The sequence below is a fragment of the Bradyrhizobium genosp. L genome (genome assembly GCF_015624485.1).
Taxonomy (GTDB): Bacteria; Pseudomonadota; Alphaproteobacteria; order Rhizobiales; family Xanthobacteraceae; genus Bradyrhizobium.
The window spans coordinates 7044291-7063914 of record NZ_CP061378.1; the positions used below are offsets into that span (position 1 = coordinate 7044291).

A 19624-nucleotide genomic window follows, 5' to 3' on the forward strand; every position below is an offset into this window, starting at 1 on the left:
CTGCGCTTTGCCCACTCTGCGGCACTCGTAACCCGGATGGAGCGAAGCGAGATCCGGGCTACGGATTCAGCGCACCACGCCCGAGGTGTATCCTGCTTTGCGGCGCGGCGGCTTGATCTCCTTTTTCAGGAAGCAGTGCGCGTCGCGGCCGGCATAGCCGGGCCTTGCATAGGTCCAGGCGCGGCATTTGTTGTCGGCGGTGCAGGCGGCCTGGCAGGCCTCGTCGCCGTCGCTGGCCTTCAGTTCGAAGTTCTTGTAGTCGCCGCCGAGGCGGTCGATCGAGGTTTCGATCGCGCCGTTGCGCGGCTCGACCACGCCGGCGCCGCGCACGCCGGAGACGCAGCAGACGTCCTGCACCCGCGCCGGCACGGTGTTCTTGAGCCAGCACACCGCACCATTGTTGCTGTCGGTCGGATAGTTGAAGCTCCAGGCGCGGCAGCGGCGGTCGCGCTCGCAGGTCAGCGCGCAATCGGCCGGATCGCCCGACGTCACCGGCGCGTTCAGATAGTCTCCGCCGGGACGGTCGAAATTGGTCTGGGCCAATGCCGGACGTGCGACGACGGCGGCGGCCAACACCGCGAACGTCACCACACACGCCCACAACAGGCGGCATATCCCCATGAGATTGCTTTCAAATCCGCGCAGTCCGCGCCATCCGCGGGCCGTCATTTGAACGCCATGAACCTGTACGGCGGATGAACGGCGTGGAACCAGCCAGGTCGATGTTCATCACCCGCGCATGCGCATGCGGGTGATCCAGTATTCCAGAGACGTCAGTGATAGAACCGCGGGGCCGCGGCGTACTGGGTCGCCCGGTCCATGTGCGCAATTGCGCACAGGCGGGCGATGACAGCGGTCGATGAGGCCAACGCGCCGCAGCCTCGCAAGCTAAAACGCGTACTCCTGATAGGCCGGTTCCACCGAGCCGTTCCAGGGGCCGTTGAACTTCTCGAGCATCTCCTCCGCCGGCGAACGGCCGGTCTCGATGATGCGCTCGAGCGGTTCGAGGAAGCGGCTTTCGTCGCGGCCGAGATGATCGATGCGGCCGCGGCGCCGCAGGCCGGCATGCGACAGGATCAGGCACTCCTTGGCGATCTCGAACAGATAGCGGTTCTTGATCCGCGACTTGAAGCCGAAGCGCGGCACGTCGTCGCGCAGCGCCTGCCGCTCCGGCGCGGTCCAGTGCCGGACGATGTCCCAGGCCGCTTCGAGGCTGTCATTGTCATAGAGCAGCCCGACCCAGAACGCCGGCAGCGCCGGCAGCCGCCCCCACGGCACGCCGTCGGCGCCGCGCATCTCGAGGTAACGCTTTAGCCGCACCTCGGGGAAGATCGTCGAGAGATGATTGGCCCAGTCCGACAGCGTCGGGCGCTGGCCGGGCATGACGTCGTTCTTGCCGGCGAAGAAGGCGCGGAACGAGGAGCCTGCAACGTCGATATATTCGTCGCCGCGCTTGACGAAATACATCGGAACGTCGAGCGCGTAGTCGACATAGCGCTCGTAGGACATGCCGTCCTCGAACGCGAACGGCAGCATGCCCGAACGCGCATTGTCGGTGTCGCGCCAGATCTCGGAGCGGAACGAGAGGAAGCCGTTCGGCTTGCCCTCGGTGAACGGCGAGTTGGCGAACAGCGCGGTCGCGACCGGCTGCAACGCAAGCGAGACCCGCAGCTTCTTCACCATGTCGGCTTCCGAGGAGAAGTCGAGATTGGTCTGCACCGTGCAGGTGCGGAACATCATGTCGAGGCCGTATTGGCCGACCTTCGGCATGTAGTTGCGCATGATCTTGTAGCGGCCTTTCGGCATCACCGGAATCTGCGCGCGCGACCAGGACGGCGTCATGCCGAGGCCGAGGAAGCCGATGCCGAGCGGGGTTGCGACCTCGCGCACCTGCGCCAGATGCGCCATCAGCTCGCTTTGGGTCTGGTGCACGGTCTCGACCGGCGCGCCCGACAGTTCGAACTGGCCGCCCGGCTCCAGCGAGATCGCGCCGCCGCCGGTGACGTCGTAGAGGCCGATGATGTTGCCGCGCTCCATGATCGGCTCCCAGCCGAGCAGGAGCTTCATGCCCTCGAGCAGCGCGCCGATGCCCTTGGCGCCCTCATACGGCACCGGGTGGTGACCCTCGAGCGTGAACGGCGTCTTCTCGTGCTCGGTGCCGATCCGGAATTCGGATTCGGGTTTCACGCCGGCTTCGATCCACGCCACGAGTTCGTCGCGCGATTGCAGCGGCGTCATATCGATCTGGTCACGCGCCATACGAAATCCAACTCAAGGGCGCTTCGATCGAAGGCGCGCGGTGGCAGGGAAATCCGCAAGCCCGGACGGCCGCGGATGATGGGATCAAAGGGATCATCGGACGGTCGCGCCGTCTCGCGCCGGCGCCGCCTTGCCTTCGGTCTTCGCTTCGGTCTTGCCGTCGGCTTTGACGTCGTCGCAGGAGCAGCCGAGCCGGTCGAGCAGGCCGCAGAGCCTGGTCGCCTCGGCATCCGACAGTTTGGAGCCGACATGCTTGTCGATCGCGGCCGAATAGGCGCTCCACATCTTCTTCTGCAGCTCGCGGCCGGCTTCGGTGATCTCGACGAACTGGCCGCGCTTGTCGATCTTGCATTCGCGGCGCGCGGCGAGCCCCTCGTCGACCAGCCGGTCGATCAGCCGCGAGGTCGAATATTGCGGGATCAGCATCTGGCGTTCGAGCTCGACCGGGCGCAGCTCGCCGGACGGGGCGCGCGACAGCTCCAGCAGTGCGTCATACCAGGCGAGCGGCGGAAAGCCGGCCTTCTTCAGATCCTGCTCGACGCAGTCGAGCACGCGGCTCGGCACCCGCATCAGGCGGATCCAGGCAGCGGTCGCCTCGCTCGATAGCTTGCGTTTCATGCTCTAGCCCATAAGGTCCCGGCACCGAGTGTACCGCACTCGATGCATCTGCATCAATCTTGACTATTTCATGCGCCTGCATGTAGGCAATCCCTCTCCGGACGCCAAGAACAAGGGAAGGAATACCCCTATGAAGCTTTACTACTCCCCCGGTGCCTGCTCCCTCTCCCCCCACATCGCGCTGCTCGAGGCAGGCCTGCCCTACGACCTGGTCAAGGTCGATTTGCGGGCCAAGAAGCTCGAAAACGGCGACGATTTCCTCAAAGTGAACCCGAAGGGCCAGGTGCCCGCGCTGGGCCTGGATTCCGGCGAAATGGTCACCGAGGGGCCGATCATCATCCAGATGATCGCCGACAAGGTGTCGGACAAGAAGCTGGCGCCGGCTCGCGATTCCAACGAGCGCTACAAGCTGCTCGAATGGCTGAACTACATCACGACCGAGCTGCACAAGAATCTCGGCCCGATGTTCTCGCCTGTTCTCGCCGATGACGCCAAGGCCTTCTTCAAGGACCGCGCGATGGGCAAGTTCAAATATGTCGAGAGCCAGCTCGCCGGTCACGATTACCTGATGGGCAACCAGTTCACCGTCGCCGACGGCTACCTCTTCACCATGATCATGTGGGCCACCGACCGGCTCGGCTTCGATCTCTCCGGCCTGCCCAATGTCACCGCCTACAAGGCCCGCGTCGCCGCGCGCCCGATGGTGCAGGAGGCGCTGAAGAAGGAAGGCCTGCTCAAGGCGGCGTGAAGTTGCACAGCTACGAATAGCGAAAGGGCAGGATCGCCGATCCGGCCCTTTTGGTTTGTTTTCCTTCCCCTGAAAGGGGAAGGTCGGGATGGGGGTCAGCCGCGGGCGACGCTGCGTGTGGAGAGACTGATCCCCACCCGCCTTGCTCTGACGAGCAAAGCGACCTCCCTTTTTCAAGGGGAGGTGCCACACCCGCCCGCCGCCTACCCCGCGGCTTGCGCCGCCTTCTTTGGCGGGAAGCGGCCGTAGAAGGTTTCGCCCTTCGCCGCCATCTCTTCCAGCAGTTTCGGCGGGGTGAAGCGGGAGCCGTATTTGGCTTCGAACTTGTGGCAGAGCTCGACGAAGTTCTTGGTCCCCATGAAGTCGATATAGGACAGCGTGCCGCCGGTGAACGGTGCGAAGCCGAAGCCCAGGATCGAGCCGACATCCGCCTCGCGCACGTCGGTGATGACGTGATCCTCGACGGTGCGCGCGGCTTCTACCGCCTGCACCACCAGGAAACGCTGCTTCAATTCATCGACATGAAGCGTATCCGGATCGAGCTGCTTCGGCTGAAGGTTGGCGAGCCCCGGCCACAGGCTCTTCTGGCCCTTGCCCTTCTCGGGATAGTCGTAAAAGCCCTTGCCGTTCTTGCGGCCAAAGCGGCCCTGCTTCTCGACCATCTCGACCATCAGCTGCTTCTGCGCCTGGTCGATCGCATTGGGGCCGAGATCGGCTTCGGTCGCCTTGGTGATCTTTAAGCCCAGATCGAGCGCGACCTCGTCCTGCAGCGACAGCGGGCCGACCGGCATGCCGGCCATCTTGGCGGTGTTCTCGATCATCGCCGGCGGCACGCCTTCGAGCAGCATCTCGTTGCCCTCGGCGATGTAGCGCATCACGCAGCGGTTGGCGAAGAAGCCGCGTGAGTCGTTGACCACGATGGGCGTCTTGCCGATCGCGCGCACGTAATCGAGCGCAGTCGCCAGCGCGACGTCGCCGGTGTTCTTGCCCATGATGATCTCGACCAGCATCATCTTCTCGACCGGCGAGAAGAAATGGATGCCGAGGAACTTGCCCTGGTCCTTGAACTCCTCGGCCAGCGAGTTGATCGGCAATGTCGAGGTATTCGAGGCGAAGATCGCGCCCGCCTTCAGCAGCGGCTGCGCCTTGGCATAGGTGTCGGCCTTGATCTTGCGATCCTCGAACACGGCTTCGATCACGAGATCGCAGTCGGAGATCGCGTTGTAGTCCGCGGTCGCCGAGATACGCGACAGGATGGCGTCGCCTGCCTCAGCCTTCATGCGGCCCTTCGCGATCAGCCCGTCGATCACGCTCTTCGCATGACCCTTGCCCTTGTCGGCGCTCTCCTGGTCGCGATCGACCAGCACAACGTCGATCCCGGCCTGCGCCGAGACGAAGCCGACGCTGGCGCCCATGAAGCCGGCGCCGATCACGGCGAGCTTCTTCACCTTGGTCGGCGGCACGCCGGCCGGGCGGCGCGCGCCCTTGTTCAGTTCCTGCATCGACAGGAACAGCGAGCGGATCATCGCCTGCGCTTCCTTCGAGCGCAGGATCTGGGTGAAGTAGCGCGACTCGACCCGAAGCCCCGCGTCGATCGGCAGCTGCAGGCCTTCATAGACGCAGCTCATGATGGCGCGCGCGGCCGGATAATTGTCGTAGGTCTCGCGGCGATAGATCGCGTTGCCGGCCGGGAACATCTGCATGCCCATCTTGGAGAAGACGGGTCCGCCCGGTAGCTTGAAACCCTTCTCGTCCCACGGCGCGACGGCCTTGCCGCCGCCCTTGATCCAGTCCTTCGCCGTCTTGATCATGTCGGCGGCGGGGACGACGGCATGAACGAGGTTGAGCGCCTTGGCGCGCGTAAGGTTGAGCGCCTCGCCCTTCAGCAGCATCGTCATCGCGTCCTGCGGCGGCACGATGCGCGGCACGCGCTGGGTGCCCCCGGCGCCGGGGAACAGGCCGACCTTGATCTCGGGCAGGCCGAGCCGGGTCTTCGGGTTGTCGGCGGCGACGCGGTAGTGGCAGGACAGCGTGATCTCGAAACCGCCGCCGAGCGCGAGGCCGTTGATCGCGGCAACCCACGGCTTGCCCGACGTTTCGATCGCGCGGAACGCCTGCGAGAAGCGGCGGCTCTGCTCGAACAGCGCCTGGTTAGCCGCTTCCTCGCCCTTCCCTTTCAGGAGATCGGCATAGGTGCGGCTCATGCCCTCGAGCATCGAGAGATCGGCGCCGGCGCAGAACGCATCCTTGGCCGAGGTGATGACGACGCCCTTGATCGCGGGGTCGCTGGTCGTCTGCTTGGTGATCTCCTCGATTTCGAGGATCGAGGTCTCGTCCAGCACGTTCATCGAGCGGCCGGGGATGTCCCAGGTGACCAGCGCGATGCCGTCGGCGTCGGTCTCGAACTTGAAATTCTTGTAGGCCATGTCGTTCTCCAGTCTCTCCGTCATCCTGAGGTAGCCTCGCTCTTGCGAGGCCCTCGAAGGATGACCCGGTGAATTTCTCCATCCTTCGAGGCTCGGGCTTTCGCCCTCGCACCTCAGGATGACGCCGCCTTCTCGGTTACACCCGCTCGATGATCGTCGCGGTGCCCATGCCGCCGCCGATGCACAGGGTCACCAGCGCGGTCTCTTTGTTGGTGCGCTCGAGCTCGTCGAGCACGGTGCCGAGGATCATCGCCCCCGTCGCGCCGAGCGGATGGCCGAGCGCAATCGCGCCGCCATTGACGTTGATCTTGGCGTTGTCGATGTCGAAGGCCTGGATGTAGCGCAGCACCACCGAGGCGAAGGCCTCGTTGAGCTCGAACAGGTCGATATCCGACTTCTTCATGCCGGAGCGCTCGAACAGCTTTTCGGTGACGTCGACCGGGCCGGTCAGCATCATGGCGGGCTCCGAGCCGATATTGGCGAACGCGCGGATCTTCGCGCGTGGCTTCAGGCCGTGCTTCGCGCCCGCCTCCTTGCTGCCGAGCAGCACCGCACCGGCGCCGTCGACGATGCCGGAGGAGTTGCCGGCATGGTGCACGTAATTGACCTTCTCGACCTCGGGATGCGACTGCACCGCGACCGCATCGAAGCCGGCCATCGCCGCCATCGCCGCGAATGACGGCTGCAGCTGCGCCAGCGACTGCATCGTCGTGGTCGGGCGCATGTGCTCGTCCTTGGCCAGGATCGTCAGGCCGTTGACGTCCTTGACCGGCACCACCGAGTTCTTGAAGCGGCCTTCTTCCCAGGACTTCGCCGCGCGCTGCTGGCTCTGCACCGCATAGGCGTCGACGTCGTCGCGCGAGAAGCCGTATTTGGTGGCGATCAAATCGGCCGAGATGCCCTGCGGCATGAAATAGGCCGGCACTGCCATCGAGGGGTCCATCGGCCAGGCGCCACCGGAGGCGCCGATGCCGACCCGGCTCATCGATTCGGCACCGCCGCCGATCACGAGCTCATGCTGGCCGGCCATGATCTGGGCCGCGGCGAAATTTACGGCATCGAGGCCGGAGGCGCAGAACCGGCTGATCTGCACGCCCGGCACCTTCTCGCCGAGACCCGCCTTCAGCGCGGCGAAGCGCGCGATGTCGCTGCCGGCTTCGCCGACCGGATCGACCACGCCGAGCACGACGTCGTCGACGCTGTCCTCAGGCAGGTTGTTGCGGTCCTTCAGCGCCTTGAGCGGCACCGTGGCGAGCGCCAGCGCGGTGACCTCGTGCAGCGCGCCATCTTGCTTGCCGCGGCCGCGCGGGGTGCGAACGTGATCGTAGATATAGGCCTCAGGCATGACGCCCTCCCTTAGATGAGGATCATAATATATAACCGAAGGAAGCCCCGCCGCGAGTGCCGCGGCGGCAATTTTCAGAGCCGACGGACTGGCTCTGACTTCTTGTTTGACGCGTTTTCTTCACGCGAACCGGTATCCACTTCGCTGGAAAACGCTTTAGAACGCCTCCGCGGCCAGTTCCATCGTGGTGGCGCTGCCGCTCTGGACCCGAGCCAGGTGCACGGCGGTTTCCGGCAGCAGCTTTTCCATGAAGAAGCGGCCGGTGACGAGCTTGGTGTTCAGGTATTGCGTGGCGCCGGAGGCCGCGATCTTGTCCTGCGTCACCTTGGCCATCTTGGCCCACATGTAACCGAGCGCGACAAGGCCGAACAGCTTCATGTAGTCGGTCGCAGCGGCGCCGGCATTGTCGGGCTTGGCCAGCGCGTTCTGCATCAGCCAGCCGGTCGCCTGCTGCAAATGGCCGAGCGCGGTCGACAGCGGCGTGATGAACGGCTTCATCGCCTCGTCGCCGCCATGCTCCTTGGCGAAGGCGCCGACCTCGCCGAAGAACGCCATCGCGGCACGGCCGCCGTCGCGCGGCAGCTTGCGGCCGACCAGATCCAGCGCCTGGATGCCGTTGGCGCCCTCATAGATCATCGCGATGCGGGCATCGCGGACGAACTGCTCCATGCCCTGCTCAGCAATGTAGCCATGGCCGCCATACATCTGCTGCGCCGAGACGGTGTTGGCGAAGCCGGTATCGGTCAGCACGCCCTTCAGCACCGGCGTCATCAGGCCCATATGGTCGTCGGCGGCCTGGCGATCCTTGGGATCGTCGGAGCGATGCGCGACGTCGCTCTTCAGCGCGGTCCACACCACCATCGCGCGCGCCGCCTCGTTGAAGGCGCGGATCGTCAGCAGCGTGCGGCGCACGTCGGGATGCACGATGATCGGATCGGCCGGCTTGTCCGGGGCCTGCACGCCGGTCAGCGCGCGGCCCTGCAGGCGTTCGCGCGCGTAGGCCACCGCGTTCTGATAGGCGACCTCGGACTGCGCGAGGCCCTGCACGGCGACCCCGAGCCGGGCCTCGTTCATCATCACGAACATGCCCTGCATGCCCTTGTTCTCTTCGCCGATCACCCAGCCGGTGGCGTTGTCGTAGTTCATCACGCAGGTGGAATTGCCGTGGATGCCCATCTTGTGCTCGATCGAGCCGCAGGACACGCCGTTGCGCTGCCCCAGCGAGCCGTCGGCATTGACCATCACCTTGGGCACGACGAACAGCGAGACGCCCTTGATGCCGGCGGGCGCGCCTTCGATCCGTGCCAGCACCAGATGGATGATGTTGGAGGTCAGATCATGCTCGCCGGCCGAGATGAAGATCTTGGTGCCCGTGATCTTGAAGCTGCCGTCTTGCTGGCGCACCGCCTTGGTGCGGAGCAGACCGAGATCGGTGCCGCAATGCGGCTCGGTCAGGTTCATGGTGCCGGTCCATTCGCCGGCAATCATCTTCGGCACATAGGTCTGCTTCTGCTCGGGGGTGCCGTGCACCAGCAGCGCCGCGGTCGCGCCCATGGTGAGGCCGCCATACATCGAGAACGCCATGTTGGCGGAGATCTGGAATTCGGCGACCACCTGCGAAAGCGTCACCGGCAGGCCCTGCCCGCCATACTCCGTCGGCGCGGAAAGCCCGAGCCAGCCGCCCTCGGTGACCTGCTTGAACGCCTCCTTGAAACCTTTCGGCGTGGTGACGCTGGCATCGTCGTTGCGCTTGCAGCCTTCGAGATCGCCGGTGCGATTGAGCGGCTGCAGCACCTCTTCGCTGAGCTTGGCGGCCTCGCCGATGATCGCCTCGCGCACATCGGCTGAGGCGTCGGTGAAGCCCGGCAGATTGTCGTAGCGATCGATCTGGAAGACGTCGTTGAGCAGGAAGCTGACGTCCTCGACAGGGGCTTTGTAGATCGGCATCTTGGTCTCCCGGCTGGCTGCGATCGCTTTGCGGCCGATGCAGCGCAGCTCGTGCTTGGTTGTTGGAACGAACCTTATCCGGTTCCAGAGGTCCGCGCAGTGACTATCGGGGCTGTGATTGCGACGCAGCGCCGCCTTGCTTCATCAGCTCGGCGCCCATCATCTGATGCAGCAGATTGATCGCCTTCAGCGGGCGCACCATCACCTTGAAATGCGTGATGCGGCCGTCAGCGTCGAAGCTGATGATGTCGACGCCGTTGAGCTTGATGCCGTCGATCTCGTTCTCGAATTCGAGCACCGCGCCGGTGTCGTTCTGCCATTCGCCGAGATACTTGAAGGTGGGACCGCCGAGCACTTTCGCCGCGCTAATGAGATATTTGAAGGTGATGTCGCGGCCGCGCTGCGGGGTGTGCACCACCGGGCTTTCAAACACCGCATCCGGGTGCAGCAGGTCCCACAAGACAGCGGTGTCGTGGGAATTCATGTAGGCGTACCACTTGTCGAGGCCCGGACTGCGCATCGGACGTCTCCTGCGGTGGGGTTGGGAAGCCAGAACACCAGGCGCGCGCGACAAAAGCGGCGGCGCGCCAATCACCATATGCATATTGACGCATATGCACAGCAACGCATAAAGTCAAGCGAACTTCACAATGACGTCTGGAACTCAGATGGAGGTGGGTGGTGGCGCTCGGAGACGCAATCCTCGCATGCCTCACGGAACGTCCGATGACGGGCTATGAGCTCGCCAAGACCTTCGATGCCTCGATCGGCTTCTTCTGGAAGGCCGACCATCAGCAGATCTACCGCGAGCTGTCGCGGCTGCGCGACAAGGGCCATGTCCAGGGTCGCGAGGTGGTGCAGTCCGGCAAGCCCAACAAGCTGGTCTACACGCTGACGGCCGAGGGCCGTGCGGCGCTGAAGCATTGGGCGGGGCGGCCAAGCGTGCCGCCGTCGATCAAGGACGATCTGCTGGTCCGCCTCTATGCGCTCGATGTCGTCGACATCGAGCCGCTGCGCACCGACCTGATGGCGCGGCTGGAGCACCACCGCGACCGCTATGAGCGCTATGAGCGCCTGCTCAACAAGCGCTTCCCCGACGGCACGGCGCCGCCGGCCGATCTCGGCAAGATGCTGGGGCTTCGAATCGGGATGCGCCACGAGCGCGTGGTGGTGGAGTGGTGCGAGGAGGCGCTCGACGCGCTCTCCGCGATCTCCCAGCGCGGCAACGTGCTGCCGCTCGACGACGGCAAGCGCGAGAGCGGCAGCTAAGACCGCTGCTCGGTGTCATCACCCGCGCATGCGGGTCATCCAGTATTCCAGAGGCCGTCGTGCTTGAGCCGATGGGCTGCGGCGTACTGGGTCGCCCGGTCCATGTGCGCAATTGCGCACAGGCCGGGCGATGACAGCTATAGATGAGGATAAAGCGTCACATCCTCACGCAGGAAGCGTCACCTTCCCCGTGTCCCGCTCCGGCGCAACAGGTTCCACGATTCCCTAACTTTAAGGCCCGCCAGCCGCATTCCTTAACCCGTTATTTACCGTGACGGGAAAAAGTCGACAGCTGAGGCAGACGACCCGCGCAGAATTCGATTGTCTCTTAACGGGAATGCGCGGGGAGACTGCAGGCGCAGGGTGTAGCGCCGGAGTCGGGACCGGACGGAATCATGAATTCGCGCGTATCGTGGAGTGTTGACGGCATCGATCCCTCCGTCCGCGAAAGGGCCGAGGCGGCGGCGCGCCGCGCCGGCATGTCGTTGAACGACTGGCTCAATTCGACCGTCGGCGAGCCCAGCCCGCCGGACTATCGGACCGGTTACGAGCAGCGGCCGGCGATGCCGAGCCGGGAGAGCCGCGAGGTCGCCGACATCCATCAGCGGCTCGACGCCATCACCCAGCAGATCGAGCAGATTGCAAAGCCGATGTCGCGCGCCGAAGCGGTGCGCGCCGAAGTGCCGCGCGGCCAGCCGGCCATCGCCCGCCAGCTCAATGACGCGATCTCGCGCCTCGATGCGCGGCTGTCGCAGATTTCCAAGCCGCAGGCTGCGCGCGCGCCGCAGCAGGCCCAGCCGCAGCCTTTGCCAATGCGCGAGCCGCCGATGCCGGATCGTCAGCAGCAGATGCAAGACCGCTTGCAACAAGAAAGTCTGCAACAGGAACGCCCGCAGCAGGACCGCCAGCAGCAGGAGCGGCAACGCCAGGCCGATGCGGTCGAACGCGCCGCAGCCCAGGTCTATCGCGCTTCGCCGCCGCTGAGCCCGGCATCGTTCGATTCCGCGATCGCCGAGATTGCCGCGCGCCAGAACGAGCTCGACGGTCCCGCGCCGCGGCAGATGCCACCGCGCAATGCGCCGCCGATGGCGCCTGCGGCAGCGCCGATGCCCGCCTATGCGCCGCCGCCTCCGCAACCGGTTGCGCCGTCCGCGCCAGCAGGACCCGACTTCTCCTCGCTGGAGAAGCACCTGCTCAAGATCACCAGCCAGATCGAGGCGCTGCAGCGGCCCGACCATATCGAGCAATCGATCGCCGCGTTCCGCAGCGAGCTGTCGGACATCCGCCAGGCCATCACCGAGGCGATGCCGCGCCGGGCGATCGAATCGATCGAGAACGAGGTCCGCGCGCTGCATCGCCGGATCGACGAGATCCGGCAGGAAGGCAGCAACAGCAACGGCCAGGTCATCACCGGCATCGAACGGGCGCTGTCCGAGATCCGCGAGGCGCTGCGCACGCTGACCCCGGCCGAGCAGCTCACCGGCTACGACGAGGCGATCCGCAATCTCGGCGCCAAGCTCGACATGATCCTGCGCGCCAATGACGATCCGTCGACGGTGCATCAGCTTGAGGGCGCGATTTCGGCGCTGCGCGCCATCGTCTCCAACGTCGCCTCCAACGACGCGCTGCTGCGGTTGTCCGAGGACGTGCACGCGCTCGCGTCGAAGGTCGACCAGCTCTCGCAAATGTCGCAGATGCCGCGCTCCGACATCCACGGCGAAGCCTTCGCCTCGATCGAGCAACGCATCGCCGCGCTGACCTCGACCCTGGAGCGCGAGCGGCCGGCCGGCGTCGACAATTCCGACGCGATCGACAATGCGGTCCGCGCCTTGTCGGAGCGGATCGACCGTCTGCAGGTCGGCAACGACAGCGCATCCGCCTTCACCCATCTCGAGCAGCGCGTGTCGTATCTGCTCGAGCGCCTGGAGGCCACCGATCAGCGCTCCGGCAATCTCGGCCGGGTCGAGGAAGGCCTGCATGACATCATGCGGCACCTCGAGGCGCAGCACGCCCACATCGCCTCGCTCGCCGACGCCACCCGCAACATCAATGTCGGCTCGCCGCAGCCGATGATGGACAGCGGCATCGTCGACATGGTGAAGCGCGAGCTGTCTGACATCCGCTTCAGCCAGTCGGAGACTGATCGCCGCACCCAGGATTCGCTGGAGACGGTGCACAACACGCTCGGCCATGTGGTCGATCGCCTTGCGATGATCGAGACCGATCTGCGCACGGTGCGCACCGCGCCGCCCGCGCCCGCGCCGGTCGAGGCGCGGATGGAGATGCCGCGCGCGGCGATGCCGCAGCCGATCGCGCAGCCCCGCGCCGATACCTACAGGCCTGACTCCTACCGGCCCGAGCTGCCCAATCCTGCGCAGGCGCAGGAGCACTTCACGGCGGCGCCGCGCGAATTCCATGCTGCGCAGCCGGTCGAGGCTGCTCCGCCGCCGCTGCCGCCGACCCCGCCGCGCGCGATCAGCGAGATCCTCGAGCCGCACGCCGCCAGCGCGCGGCCCGCGCTCGCGCTGGAACTGCCGCCGGATCATCCGCTCGAGCCGGGCACCCGCCCCACGGGGCGGATGTCGTCGCCGTCGGAACGGATCGCCGCGTCCGAGAGCGCGATCAGCGATCTGCCTGCGGCCAAGAAAGAGCCGGTCTCCACTTCGAGCTTCATCGCCGCGGCGCGGCGCGCCGCGCAGGCCGCCGCCGCCCAGCCGGTCAACGAGAAGGCGGCCCGCGCCGCCAGCAAGGCTGCGGCCAAGGCCAAGGAGAAGGCTGCGAAGGCCCCGGCCGTCAAGGCCGGCGCCGCGCCCGACGCACCGTCGTCGACCATCACCTCCAAGATCCGTTCGCTGCTGGTCGGCGCGAGCGTGGTCGTGATCCTGCTCGGCACCGCCAAGATGGCGATGAATTTGCTCGACATCGGCACCGCGCCGCAGATCCCGGCGGCGGAAAGCAGCGAGCCCGCCGCAACGCCGGCGCAGCCGCCCGCAGAAAACTCCGGCGCGCCGGCGCAAGCCGCGCCGTCGTCCGCCCCCGGACCGTCGATGACGTCGCCGACCCCGCTCGGCCGGCAATCGAACAACACCCCGGCACCGAACACGCTCGACGCCGCGCAAGTGGCGATCCCGTCGGCACCCGTACCCGCGGCAGCAGCGACGCCCGTCAGCGCCAATGACGTTACCGGCTCGATCCCGGCGACCGCACCGCCGCTCGCCGGCGCCAAGCTCGCCATGATCCAGATTCCGACCGGCGAAAAGCTGCCCGACGCGATCGGCGGACCGGCGCTGCGCAGCGCCGCCGTCAAGGGCGATCCGACCGCGGCCTATGAGGTCGGCGTGCGCTTTGCCGAGGGCAAGGGCGTGGCTGCCAATCTCGACGAGGCCGCCAAATGGTACAGCCGCGCCGCGCAGGCCGGCGTGGTGCCGGCGATGTTCCGGCTCGGCACCTTCTACGAGAAGGGCCTGAGCGTGAAGCGCGACTTCGATGTCGCGCGGCGCTTCTACGTGCAGGCGGCCGAGCGCGGCAACGCCAAGGCGATGCATAATCTCGCCGTGCTCGACGCCGATGGCGGCGGCAAGGGCGCCGACTACAAGAGCGCGTCGCAATGGTTCCGCAAGGCCGCCGATCGCGGCGTTGCCGACAGCCAGGTCAACCTCGGCATCCTCTATGCCCGCGGCATCGGCGTCGAGCAGAACCTCGCCGAGTCCTTCAAATGGTTCAGCCTCGCGGCCGCGCAGGGCGATGCCGATGCCGGCCACAAGCGCGACGACATCGCCAAGCGGCTCGACCCGCAGTCGCTGGCGGCCGCCAAGCTCGCGATCCAGACCTTCACGGCCGAACCGCAACCGAGCGATGCGGTCAATGTGGCGACCCCGCCGGGCGGCTGGGACGCCGCCCCGACGCAGGCCCAGCCGGCAGCCGTCAAGCCCGCCAAGCCGGCGTCGAAGCGCACCGCGGCATTGGTCGCGCATTGACATCGCGCAGCCGGAGCCGCGCTCCGGTTGCCGTTCTGTACCTCGGCGAACCAACCGTGTAGACAGGCACGCGATTGCGCGAGCAACGCTCGGTGCTTTGTCTGAGCATGATCTTTCCGGATCGTGCCCGCAGGAGGACAGCGTTTGTCTGCCGATGACGAGGAAACGGACCTGCACCGTTCGTCGCCAACCGGTCCCCGGGTCACGCCGCACGGTCCACGCCTCTCGCCGTGGTCCCAGCCGCCGCAGCGCGACCAGCCACCGCGCCAAGCCGCGCCGCCGCGCCCCGCGAACGTGCCTTCGCAGCACGGCATCTTCAGGCCCTCGGCCTGGTCGGTGGTGATCTTCGTCCTGCTGCTGTCGGGCGTCGGAATTCGTGCCTATCAGGACCTGTCGCGGCCGGGGGCCTGGGAGTATTCGCGCGAGACCTTCGGCAAGCCGACCATGAAATCGACGGTCGTTCCCAGCGTCGACATCGACGGCTCGGGACGAGGCCGGCGGGCGCTTGCGATCAGCGGCGACATCGGTGCGGCCAGCGCAAGCTGGTTCTACGACCAACTCAAGCAGGCGCAACTGTCGCCAGGCGATGTGATCCTGCTGTCGTCGGATGGCGGCAAGTTGAGCCAGGGCACCATCATGGGCGAGGTCATCCGCCGACGCGAGCTTGCCACCGCGGTCGGCACGGTGGACGTGACCGGCAAGGTACGTGCGGCATCCTGCGCCAGCGCCTGCGTGCTGGTCTATGCCGGCGGCAAAACCCGTTACGGCGTTTTTGGATCGCTGCTTGGGGTCCACCGCTTCACCGTCAGCGAACCGGTGCAAGATCCCATTGCGGAGGGCCAGCGCACTCAAGGCCAGCTGCTCGGCTACATGACCAAGATGGGCGTCTCGTCCAGGATCGTCGAGCTGATGTCACAGACCTCGGACATCCGCTGGCTGAACCCGAAGGATGCGCTGGCGATGAATCTCATCACCACGCCGCTCGAACGGCCTTGATCTCACGCCGTCATTAATCTGAATCATCAACCACGCCGGCAAGGCGTCGGCCGCGTGCGGCAAAAAAGCCGCGCGAAGCGGATTCTTTAGTCCCTCCGCCCACCGATATCGGTTATGCAGGGACGCGGCAATCGAGCCCGCGTTCGCCAGCGCTCAGGCGCCGACCGGACCGTTCTGCCCGACCAGGACGACACCACGCCGTGATGCGGCCTCGTGCTTCAGCCCGCGGCGAACCGACAGAAGCGACGCGCGTGCAACTCTACCTCCCGATCGCCGACATTCCGGTCAATGTCTTCCTCATCCTGGCGATGGGCGCGGCGGTCGGCTTCGTCTCCGGCATGTTCGGGATCGGCGGCGGCTTCCTGATGACGCCGCTGTTGATCTTCGTCGGCATCGCACCTGCGGTCGCCGTCGCCTCGGTCGCCAGTCACATCGCTGCCTCGTCTTTCTCGGGCGCGATCTCCTATTGGCGCAGGCGGGCGATCGATCCGCTGCTGGCCGCGATCCTGCTGGTCGGCGGCACGCTGGGGACCGCGCTCGGCGTCTTCACCTTCACCTATCTGCGCTCGCTCGGCCAGCTCGACCTGATGATCGCGCTGTCCTACGTCATCCTGCTGACCACGGTCGGCGGGCTGATGTTCTGGGAGGGCCTGCGCGCGATGCTGCGCGCCCGCCGCGGCGGCGCGGTCACGCTGCGCAAGCCCGGCAGCCATGGCTGGATCCACGGCCTGCCGCTGAAGCTGCGCTTCAAGCGCTCCAAGATCTACCTCTCGGTGATTCCCGTCATCGCGATCGGCCTCATCATCGGTTTCATCGGCGCGATCATGGGCATCGGCGGCGGTTTCATCCTGGTGCCGCTGATGATCTATCTGTTGCGGGTGCCGACCTCGACCGTGATCGGCACCTCGATGGTGCTGACCCTGGTGACCATGACGTTCGCCACCCTGCTGCATGCGGCGACCAACCATCTGGTCGACGCCGTGCTGGCGCTGATCCTGATGATCGGCGGCGTCACCGGGGCGCAATTCGGCGCCCGCGCCGGCCAGCGGATCCGCGGCGAGCATCTGCGGCTGCTGCTCGGACTGCTGGTGCTCGCGGTCGGCATCCGCTTCGCGATCGAGCTGGTGATCCGGCCGCAGGACCTGTTCAGCATCCGCGAAAGCGGCGGAGCGCCGCCATGAGACGGCACACGCGCGCTGCGATCATCGGCCTGCTCGCCGCGATGCTGGTGGCCACGACGGGACGTGCCGAGCGGCTGATCGTCTCGGTCTCCAACCACCGCGTCACGGTGACGCCGAATTATTCCGGCGGCGAGCTGGTGCTGTTCGGCTCGGTCGAGAAGGACGACAAGGCGGCGGCGCATCAGGGCAATTACGATCTCGTCGTCACTGTCTCGGGCCCGCGCGCCGACATGGTGACACGGCGCAAGGAGCGCAAATTCGGCATCTGGATCAACACCGACTCGCGACAGTTCCTGCAGGTACCGGGCTATCTCGCTCTGTTCTCCAACCGCCCGTTCGAGCAGATCGCCTCCCCCGATGTGCAGCGGCGCCAGCAGCTCGGGCTCAACAACGTGCTGTTGATGCAGCGCGTCGGCCCCGATTACGCCGACGTGGTGCCGAACGACGCCTTCCGCAGCGCCTTCGTCCGGCTGCGCTCCGAACACGGGCTTTACCGCGAGGCGAGCTCGGCCGTGACGTTCCTGACGCCCACTTTGTTCCGCACCGGCATCCCGCTGCCGGCCGAGGTGCCGATCGGCATCTACAATGTCGAGATCAAACTGTTTTCCGACGGCGCGCTGGTGACCAGGACCGACACCGCCTTCGAGATCGTCAAGGTCGGCTTCGAGCAGTTCGTCGCCACCACGGCGCGGCAGAACGGCCTGGCCTACGGCCTGGTCACCGCGTTCATGGCGCTGATGACCGGCTGGATGGCCTCGATCGTATTCCGCAAGGATTGATGAGCGTCAACGCTCCCATAGGTTGGGTGGCGCGAAGCGATACCCGACATCCGGAGCCACGGCGAGCATGATGGTTATCGCTACGCTCCACCCGTCCTACGCCTGCAACGCGCTTGCGAAGGCGTCGCCCAGGATCGAGAGGCCGAGATCGATCTCGTCATCGCTGATGGTCAGCGGCGGGGCAATGCGGAACACGCTGCCCATGCCCGGCAACTGCACGATGTTGGTGCTCAGTCCGAGCGCCATGCAGCGCTGCGACACACGCGTTCCGAGCGCTTCGTCGGGCTCCTTGCTATGGCGATCGCGCACGATCTCGATACCCTGCATCAGCCCTCGGCCGCGCACGTCGCCGATACATTCGAACCGGTTCTGAAGCGCGAGCAGGCCATCCCTCAGCCGCGCCCCCGCGGTTGCAGCGCGCTCGACCAGTCGGTCGCGCAGGATGATCTCGATGACCTTGAGCCCGACCGCTGATGGCATCGGGTCCGACACATGCGTGGTGTAGAACAGGAAACCGCGTTCGTGACACCGCTCCTCGATCTCGGCCGAGGTGATGACCGCAGCCAAAGGCAGGCCGGCGCCAAGCGTCTTCGACAGGGTCAGGATATCGGGCACGACGCGGTCGCGCTCGAAGGCGAACATCGCGCCGGTTCGCCCGAGGCCGGTCTGGGCCTCGTCGACGATCAGCAGCATGCCCCGCGCGCTGCACAGCGTCTTCAGCTCGGCGAGATAGCCCTCCGGCAGATCGATCAGCCCGCCCGAGCTCAGGATCGGCTCGGCGATCATGCACGCGAGCGATCCGGTCGACTGGCGGTCGACGAGATCGAAGGCGTAGGCAAGTTCGGCTCGCCAATCGGCCGCATCGCCGAAGCGCGGCCGATAAGGATTCGGCGTCGGGATCGCGAGCGAGCCGACCGGCGCCGGACCATATCCTCGACGGCCCGCGGAATAGGTCGTCGCGGCGGCGCCCGACGTCATGCCATGCCAGGACTGCGCGAACGCGACGGTCTCGAAGCCGCCGGTAAAGAGCTTGGCCATCTTGATCGCAGCCTCGTTCGACTCGCCGCCCGTGCTCAGCAGCATGACGCGATCGAGCCCGGGCGGCAGCAGCTCGGCGAGCTGTTCGGCCAGCGAAACCACCGGGCGCGTGAGCATGCCGCTGAACAGATGGTCGAGCCGCTCGGCATGCGCGCTGATGGTCTGGACGATCTCGGGGTGACCGTGGCCCAGCACGGCGCTCATCTGCCCGGATGTGAAATCCAGGATGGCGCGGCCGTCGGCGTCGTAGACGAAGGATCCCGACGCGCGCTCGATGATGACGGGAGCAAATGTCCCGCCATAGCGAATGAGGTGACGCCGCGCGCGGTCCCAGAAGGATTTGTCGTCATTTCCGGCCATGCCCGCTCCCATGCTGCTGGTCACCGCGATTGCAGACCATCCTATGCGCGCAGGATGGCAATGACATTGCGTTTTGAGATACGTTTGATCCCATATTCTGCAATTAATTGCGCTGAATGCCGAGAATGAGCAAAAGATGGGAGCCACGATCGTGCTTGACGAGCTGGACCGAAAAATCCTCGACGTGCTGCAGGTCGAGGGCCGCATCACCAATCTCGAGCTGGCCGAACGGATTGGCCTCTCCTCCGCCCCCTGCATGAGACGCGTCCGGACGCTGGAGGATGCCGGCGTCATCCGCTCCTACGTGGCGTTGATGGACCCTGCGCGGGTAGGGCTGGGGTTCGACGCGATCGTCGAGGTCCGCCTCAAGCAGCAGAACCGGGAGTCCTTCGCGCGCTTCGAGAAGAAGGTGACGGGTCTTCCCGAGGTGGTCGAGTGCTGCATGATCGCCGGCGATTGGGATTATTCGCTCCGGGTGGTGTCCTCCGACCTCGCGAGCTATCAATCGTTCATCCTCGACCGCCTGATGCATCGCGACACCGACATTGCGAGCTATCGCACGACCATTGTCCTGCGAAAGGTCAAATCCACGACCAAGATCGACAGCTCGCTGTTCTGAGCGCGGTCCGCAAGGATTAACGGTGCGTAGGATGGGTAGAGCGAAGCGAAACCCATCATCTA

General features: G+C 65.9%; 15 protein-coding genes. 7 read left to right on the plus strand and 8 right to left on the minus strand.

The features are described from left to right. Window positions 1-66 precede the first annotated feature (66 nt). From IC762_RS33520 to IC762_RS33530, 3 genes are all read right to left on the minus strand, one after another. Window positions 67-591 (minus strand): PAN domain-containing protein, encoded by a 525-nt coding sequence (locus IC762_RS33520; RefSeq protein WP_433995930.1) that lies wholly within the window; start codon window positions 589-591, stop codon window positions 67-69. A gap of 297 nt (window positions 592-888) precedes the next feature. Next, a complete protein-coding gene (locus IC762_RS33525) occupies window positions 889-2259 on the minus strand; it encodes a glutamate--cysteine ligase (protein ID WP_195786345.1) in 1371 nt (456 codons plus the stop codon). A gap of 93 nt (window positions 2260-2352) precedes the next feature. Beyond that, window positions 2353-2877 carry a MarR family winged helix-turn-helix transcriptional regulator gene (locus tag IC762_RS33530; RefSeq protein WP_195786346.1) on the minus strand — a complete coding sequence of 175 codons (525 nt, stop codon included), beginning with the start codon at window positions 2875-2877 and terminating at the stop codon, window positions 2353-2355. Window positions 2878-3007: 130 nt separating this feature from the next. Here IC762_RS33530 and gstA point away from each other — a divergent pair, with 130 nt between their 5' ends. Then, window positions 3008-3625, plus strand: coding sequence for a glutathione transferase GstA (gstA, locus tag IC762_RS33535; protein ID WP_195786347.1), 618 nt, complete (start codon window positions 3008-3010; stop codon window positions 3623-3625). Window positions 3626-3828: 203 nt separating this feature from the next. Here gstA and IC762_RS33540 read toward each other — a convergent pair whose 3' ends face one another. The 4 genes from IC762_RS33540 to IC762_RS33555 all read right to left on the minus strand — a co-directional run bounded on the left by IC762_RS33540 (window position 3829) and on the right by IC762_RS33555 (window position 9863). Further along, a complete protein-coding gene (locus IC762_RS33540) occupies window positions 3829-6051 on the minus strand; it encodes a 3-hydroxyacyl-CoA dehydrogenase NAD-binding domain-containing protein (protein WP_195790401.1) in 2223 nt (740 codons plus the stop codon). Between the two features lie 136 nt (window positions 6052-6187). Next, window positions 6188-7396 (minus strand): acetyl-CoA C-acetyltransferase, encoded by a 1209-nt coding sequence (locus IC762_RS33545; RefSeq protein ID WP_195786348.1) that lies wholly within the window; start codon window positions 7394-7396, stop codon window positions 6188-6190. Window positions 7397-7552: 156 nt separating this feature from the next. After that, window positions 7553-9343 (minus strand): acyl-CoA dehydrogenase C-terminal domain-containing protein, encoded by a 1791-nt coding sequence (locus IC762_RS33550; RefSeq protein WP_195786349.1) that lies wholly within the window; start codon window positions 9341-9343, stop codon window positions 7553-7555. 103 nt (window positions 9344-9446) lie between these two features. Further along, window positions 9447-9863, minus strand: coding sequence for a nuclear transport factor 2 family protein (locus IC762_RS33555; protein ID WP_195786350.1), 417 nt, complete (start codon window positions 9861-9863; stop codon window positions 9447-9449). A 161-nt stretch (window positions 9864-10024) separates the two neighbouring features. Here IC762_RS33555 and IC762_RS33560 point away from each other — a divergent pair, with 161 nt between their 5' ends. From IC762_RS33560 to IC762_RS33580, 5 genes are all read left to right on the plus strand, one after another. Continuing rightward, window positions 10025-10612, plus strand: coding sequence for a PadR family transcriptional regulator (locus IC762_RS33560; RefSeq protein WP_195786351.1), 588 nt, complete (start codon window positions 10025-10027; stop codon window positions 10610-10612). A 395-nt stretch (window positions 10613-11007) separates the two neighbouring features. Continuing rightward, a complete protein-coding gene (locus IC762_RS33565; protein ID WP_195786352.1) occupies window positions 11008-14589 on the plus strand; it encodes a tetratricopeptide repeat protein in 3582 nt (1193 codons plus the stop codon). Window positions 14590-14733: 144 nt separating this feature from the next. Continuing rightward, window positions 14734-15585, plus strand: a complete 852-nt coding sequence (locus IC762_RS33570; RefSeq protein ID WP_195786353.1) for a hypothetical protein — start codon at window positions 14734-14736, stop codon at window positions 15583-15585. A gap of 251 nt (window positions 15586-15836) precedes the next feature. Next, window positions 15837-16766, plus strand: coding sequence for a sulfite exporter TauE/SafE family protein (locus IC762_RS33575; protein WP_195786354.1), 930 nt, complete (start codon window positions 15837-15839; stop codon window positions 16764-16766). 41 nt (window positions 16767-16807) lie between these two features. Further along, the gene (locus IC762_RS33580) at window positions 16808-17545 is read left to right on the plus strand and encodes a TIGR02186 family protein (protein WP_246801732.1); all 738 of its coding nucleotides are present in this window, start codon (window positions 16808-16810) and stop codon (window positions 17543-17545) included. A gap of 96 nt (window positions 17546-17641) precedes the next feature. Here the strand turns inward: IC762_RS33580 and IC762_RS33585 are convergent, their stop codons facing one another. Next, entirely contained in the window at window positions 17642-18943 is a 1302-nt protein-coding gene (locus tag IC762_RS33585; protein ID WP_195786356.1) for an aspartate aminotransferase family protein, read from the minus strand. A gap of 151 nt (window positions 18944-19094) precedes the next feature. Between IC762_RS33585 and IC762_RS33590 the strand changes: the two genes are divergently transcribed. After that, window positions 19095-19562 (plus strand): Lrp/AsnC family transcriptional regulator, encoded by a 468-nt coding sequence (locus IC762_RS33590; protein ID WP_246801355.1) that lies wholly within the window; start codon window positions 19095-19097, stop codon window positions 19560-19562. The last annotated feature ends 62 nt before the right edge of the window (window positions 19563-19624 follow it).

Bases quoted from the DNA above. Each gene is read 5' to 3' on its own strand.
- gstA (WP_195786347.1), top strand. From the start codon at position 3,008: ATGAAGCTTTACTACTCCCCCGGTGCCTGCTCCCTCTCCCCCCACATC.
- IC762_RS33565 (WP_195786352.1), top strand. From the start codon at position 11,008: ATGAATTCGCGCGTATCGTGGAGTGTTGACGGCATCGATCCCTCCGTC.
- IC762_RS33585 (WP_195786356.1), bottom strand. From the start codon at position 18,943: ATGGCCGGAAATGACGACAAATCCTTCTGGGACCGCGCGCGGCGTCAC.
- IC762_RS33530 (WP_195786346.1), bottom strand. From the start codon at position 2,877: ATGAAACGCAAGCTATCGAGCGAGGCGACCGCTGCCTGGATCCGCCTG.
- IC762_RS33555 (WP_195786350.1), bottom strand. From the start codon at position 9,863: ATGCGCAGTCCGGGCCTCGACAAGTGGTACGCCTACATGAATTCCCAC.
- IC762_RS33525 (WP_195786345.1), bottom strand. From the start codon at position 2,259: ATGGCGCGTGACCAGATCGATATGACGCCGCTGCAATCGCGCGACGAA.
- IC762_RS33540 (WP_195790401.1), bottom strand. From the start codon at position 6,051: ATGGCCTACAAGAATTTCAAGTTCGAGACCGACGCCGACGGCATCGCG.
- IC762_RS33580 (WP_246801732.1), top strand. From the start codon at position 16,808: ATGCTGGTGGCCACGACGGGACGTGCCGAGCGGCTGATCGTCTCGGTC.
- IC762_RS33550 (WP_195786349.1), bottom strand. From the start codon at position 9,343: ATGCCGATCTACAAAGCCCCTGTCGAGGACGTCAGCTTCCTGCTCAAC.
- IC762_RS33545 (WP_195786348.1), bottom strand. From the start codon at position 7,396: ATGCCTGAGGCCTATATCTACGATCACGTTCGCACCCCGCGCGGCCGC.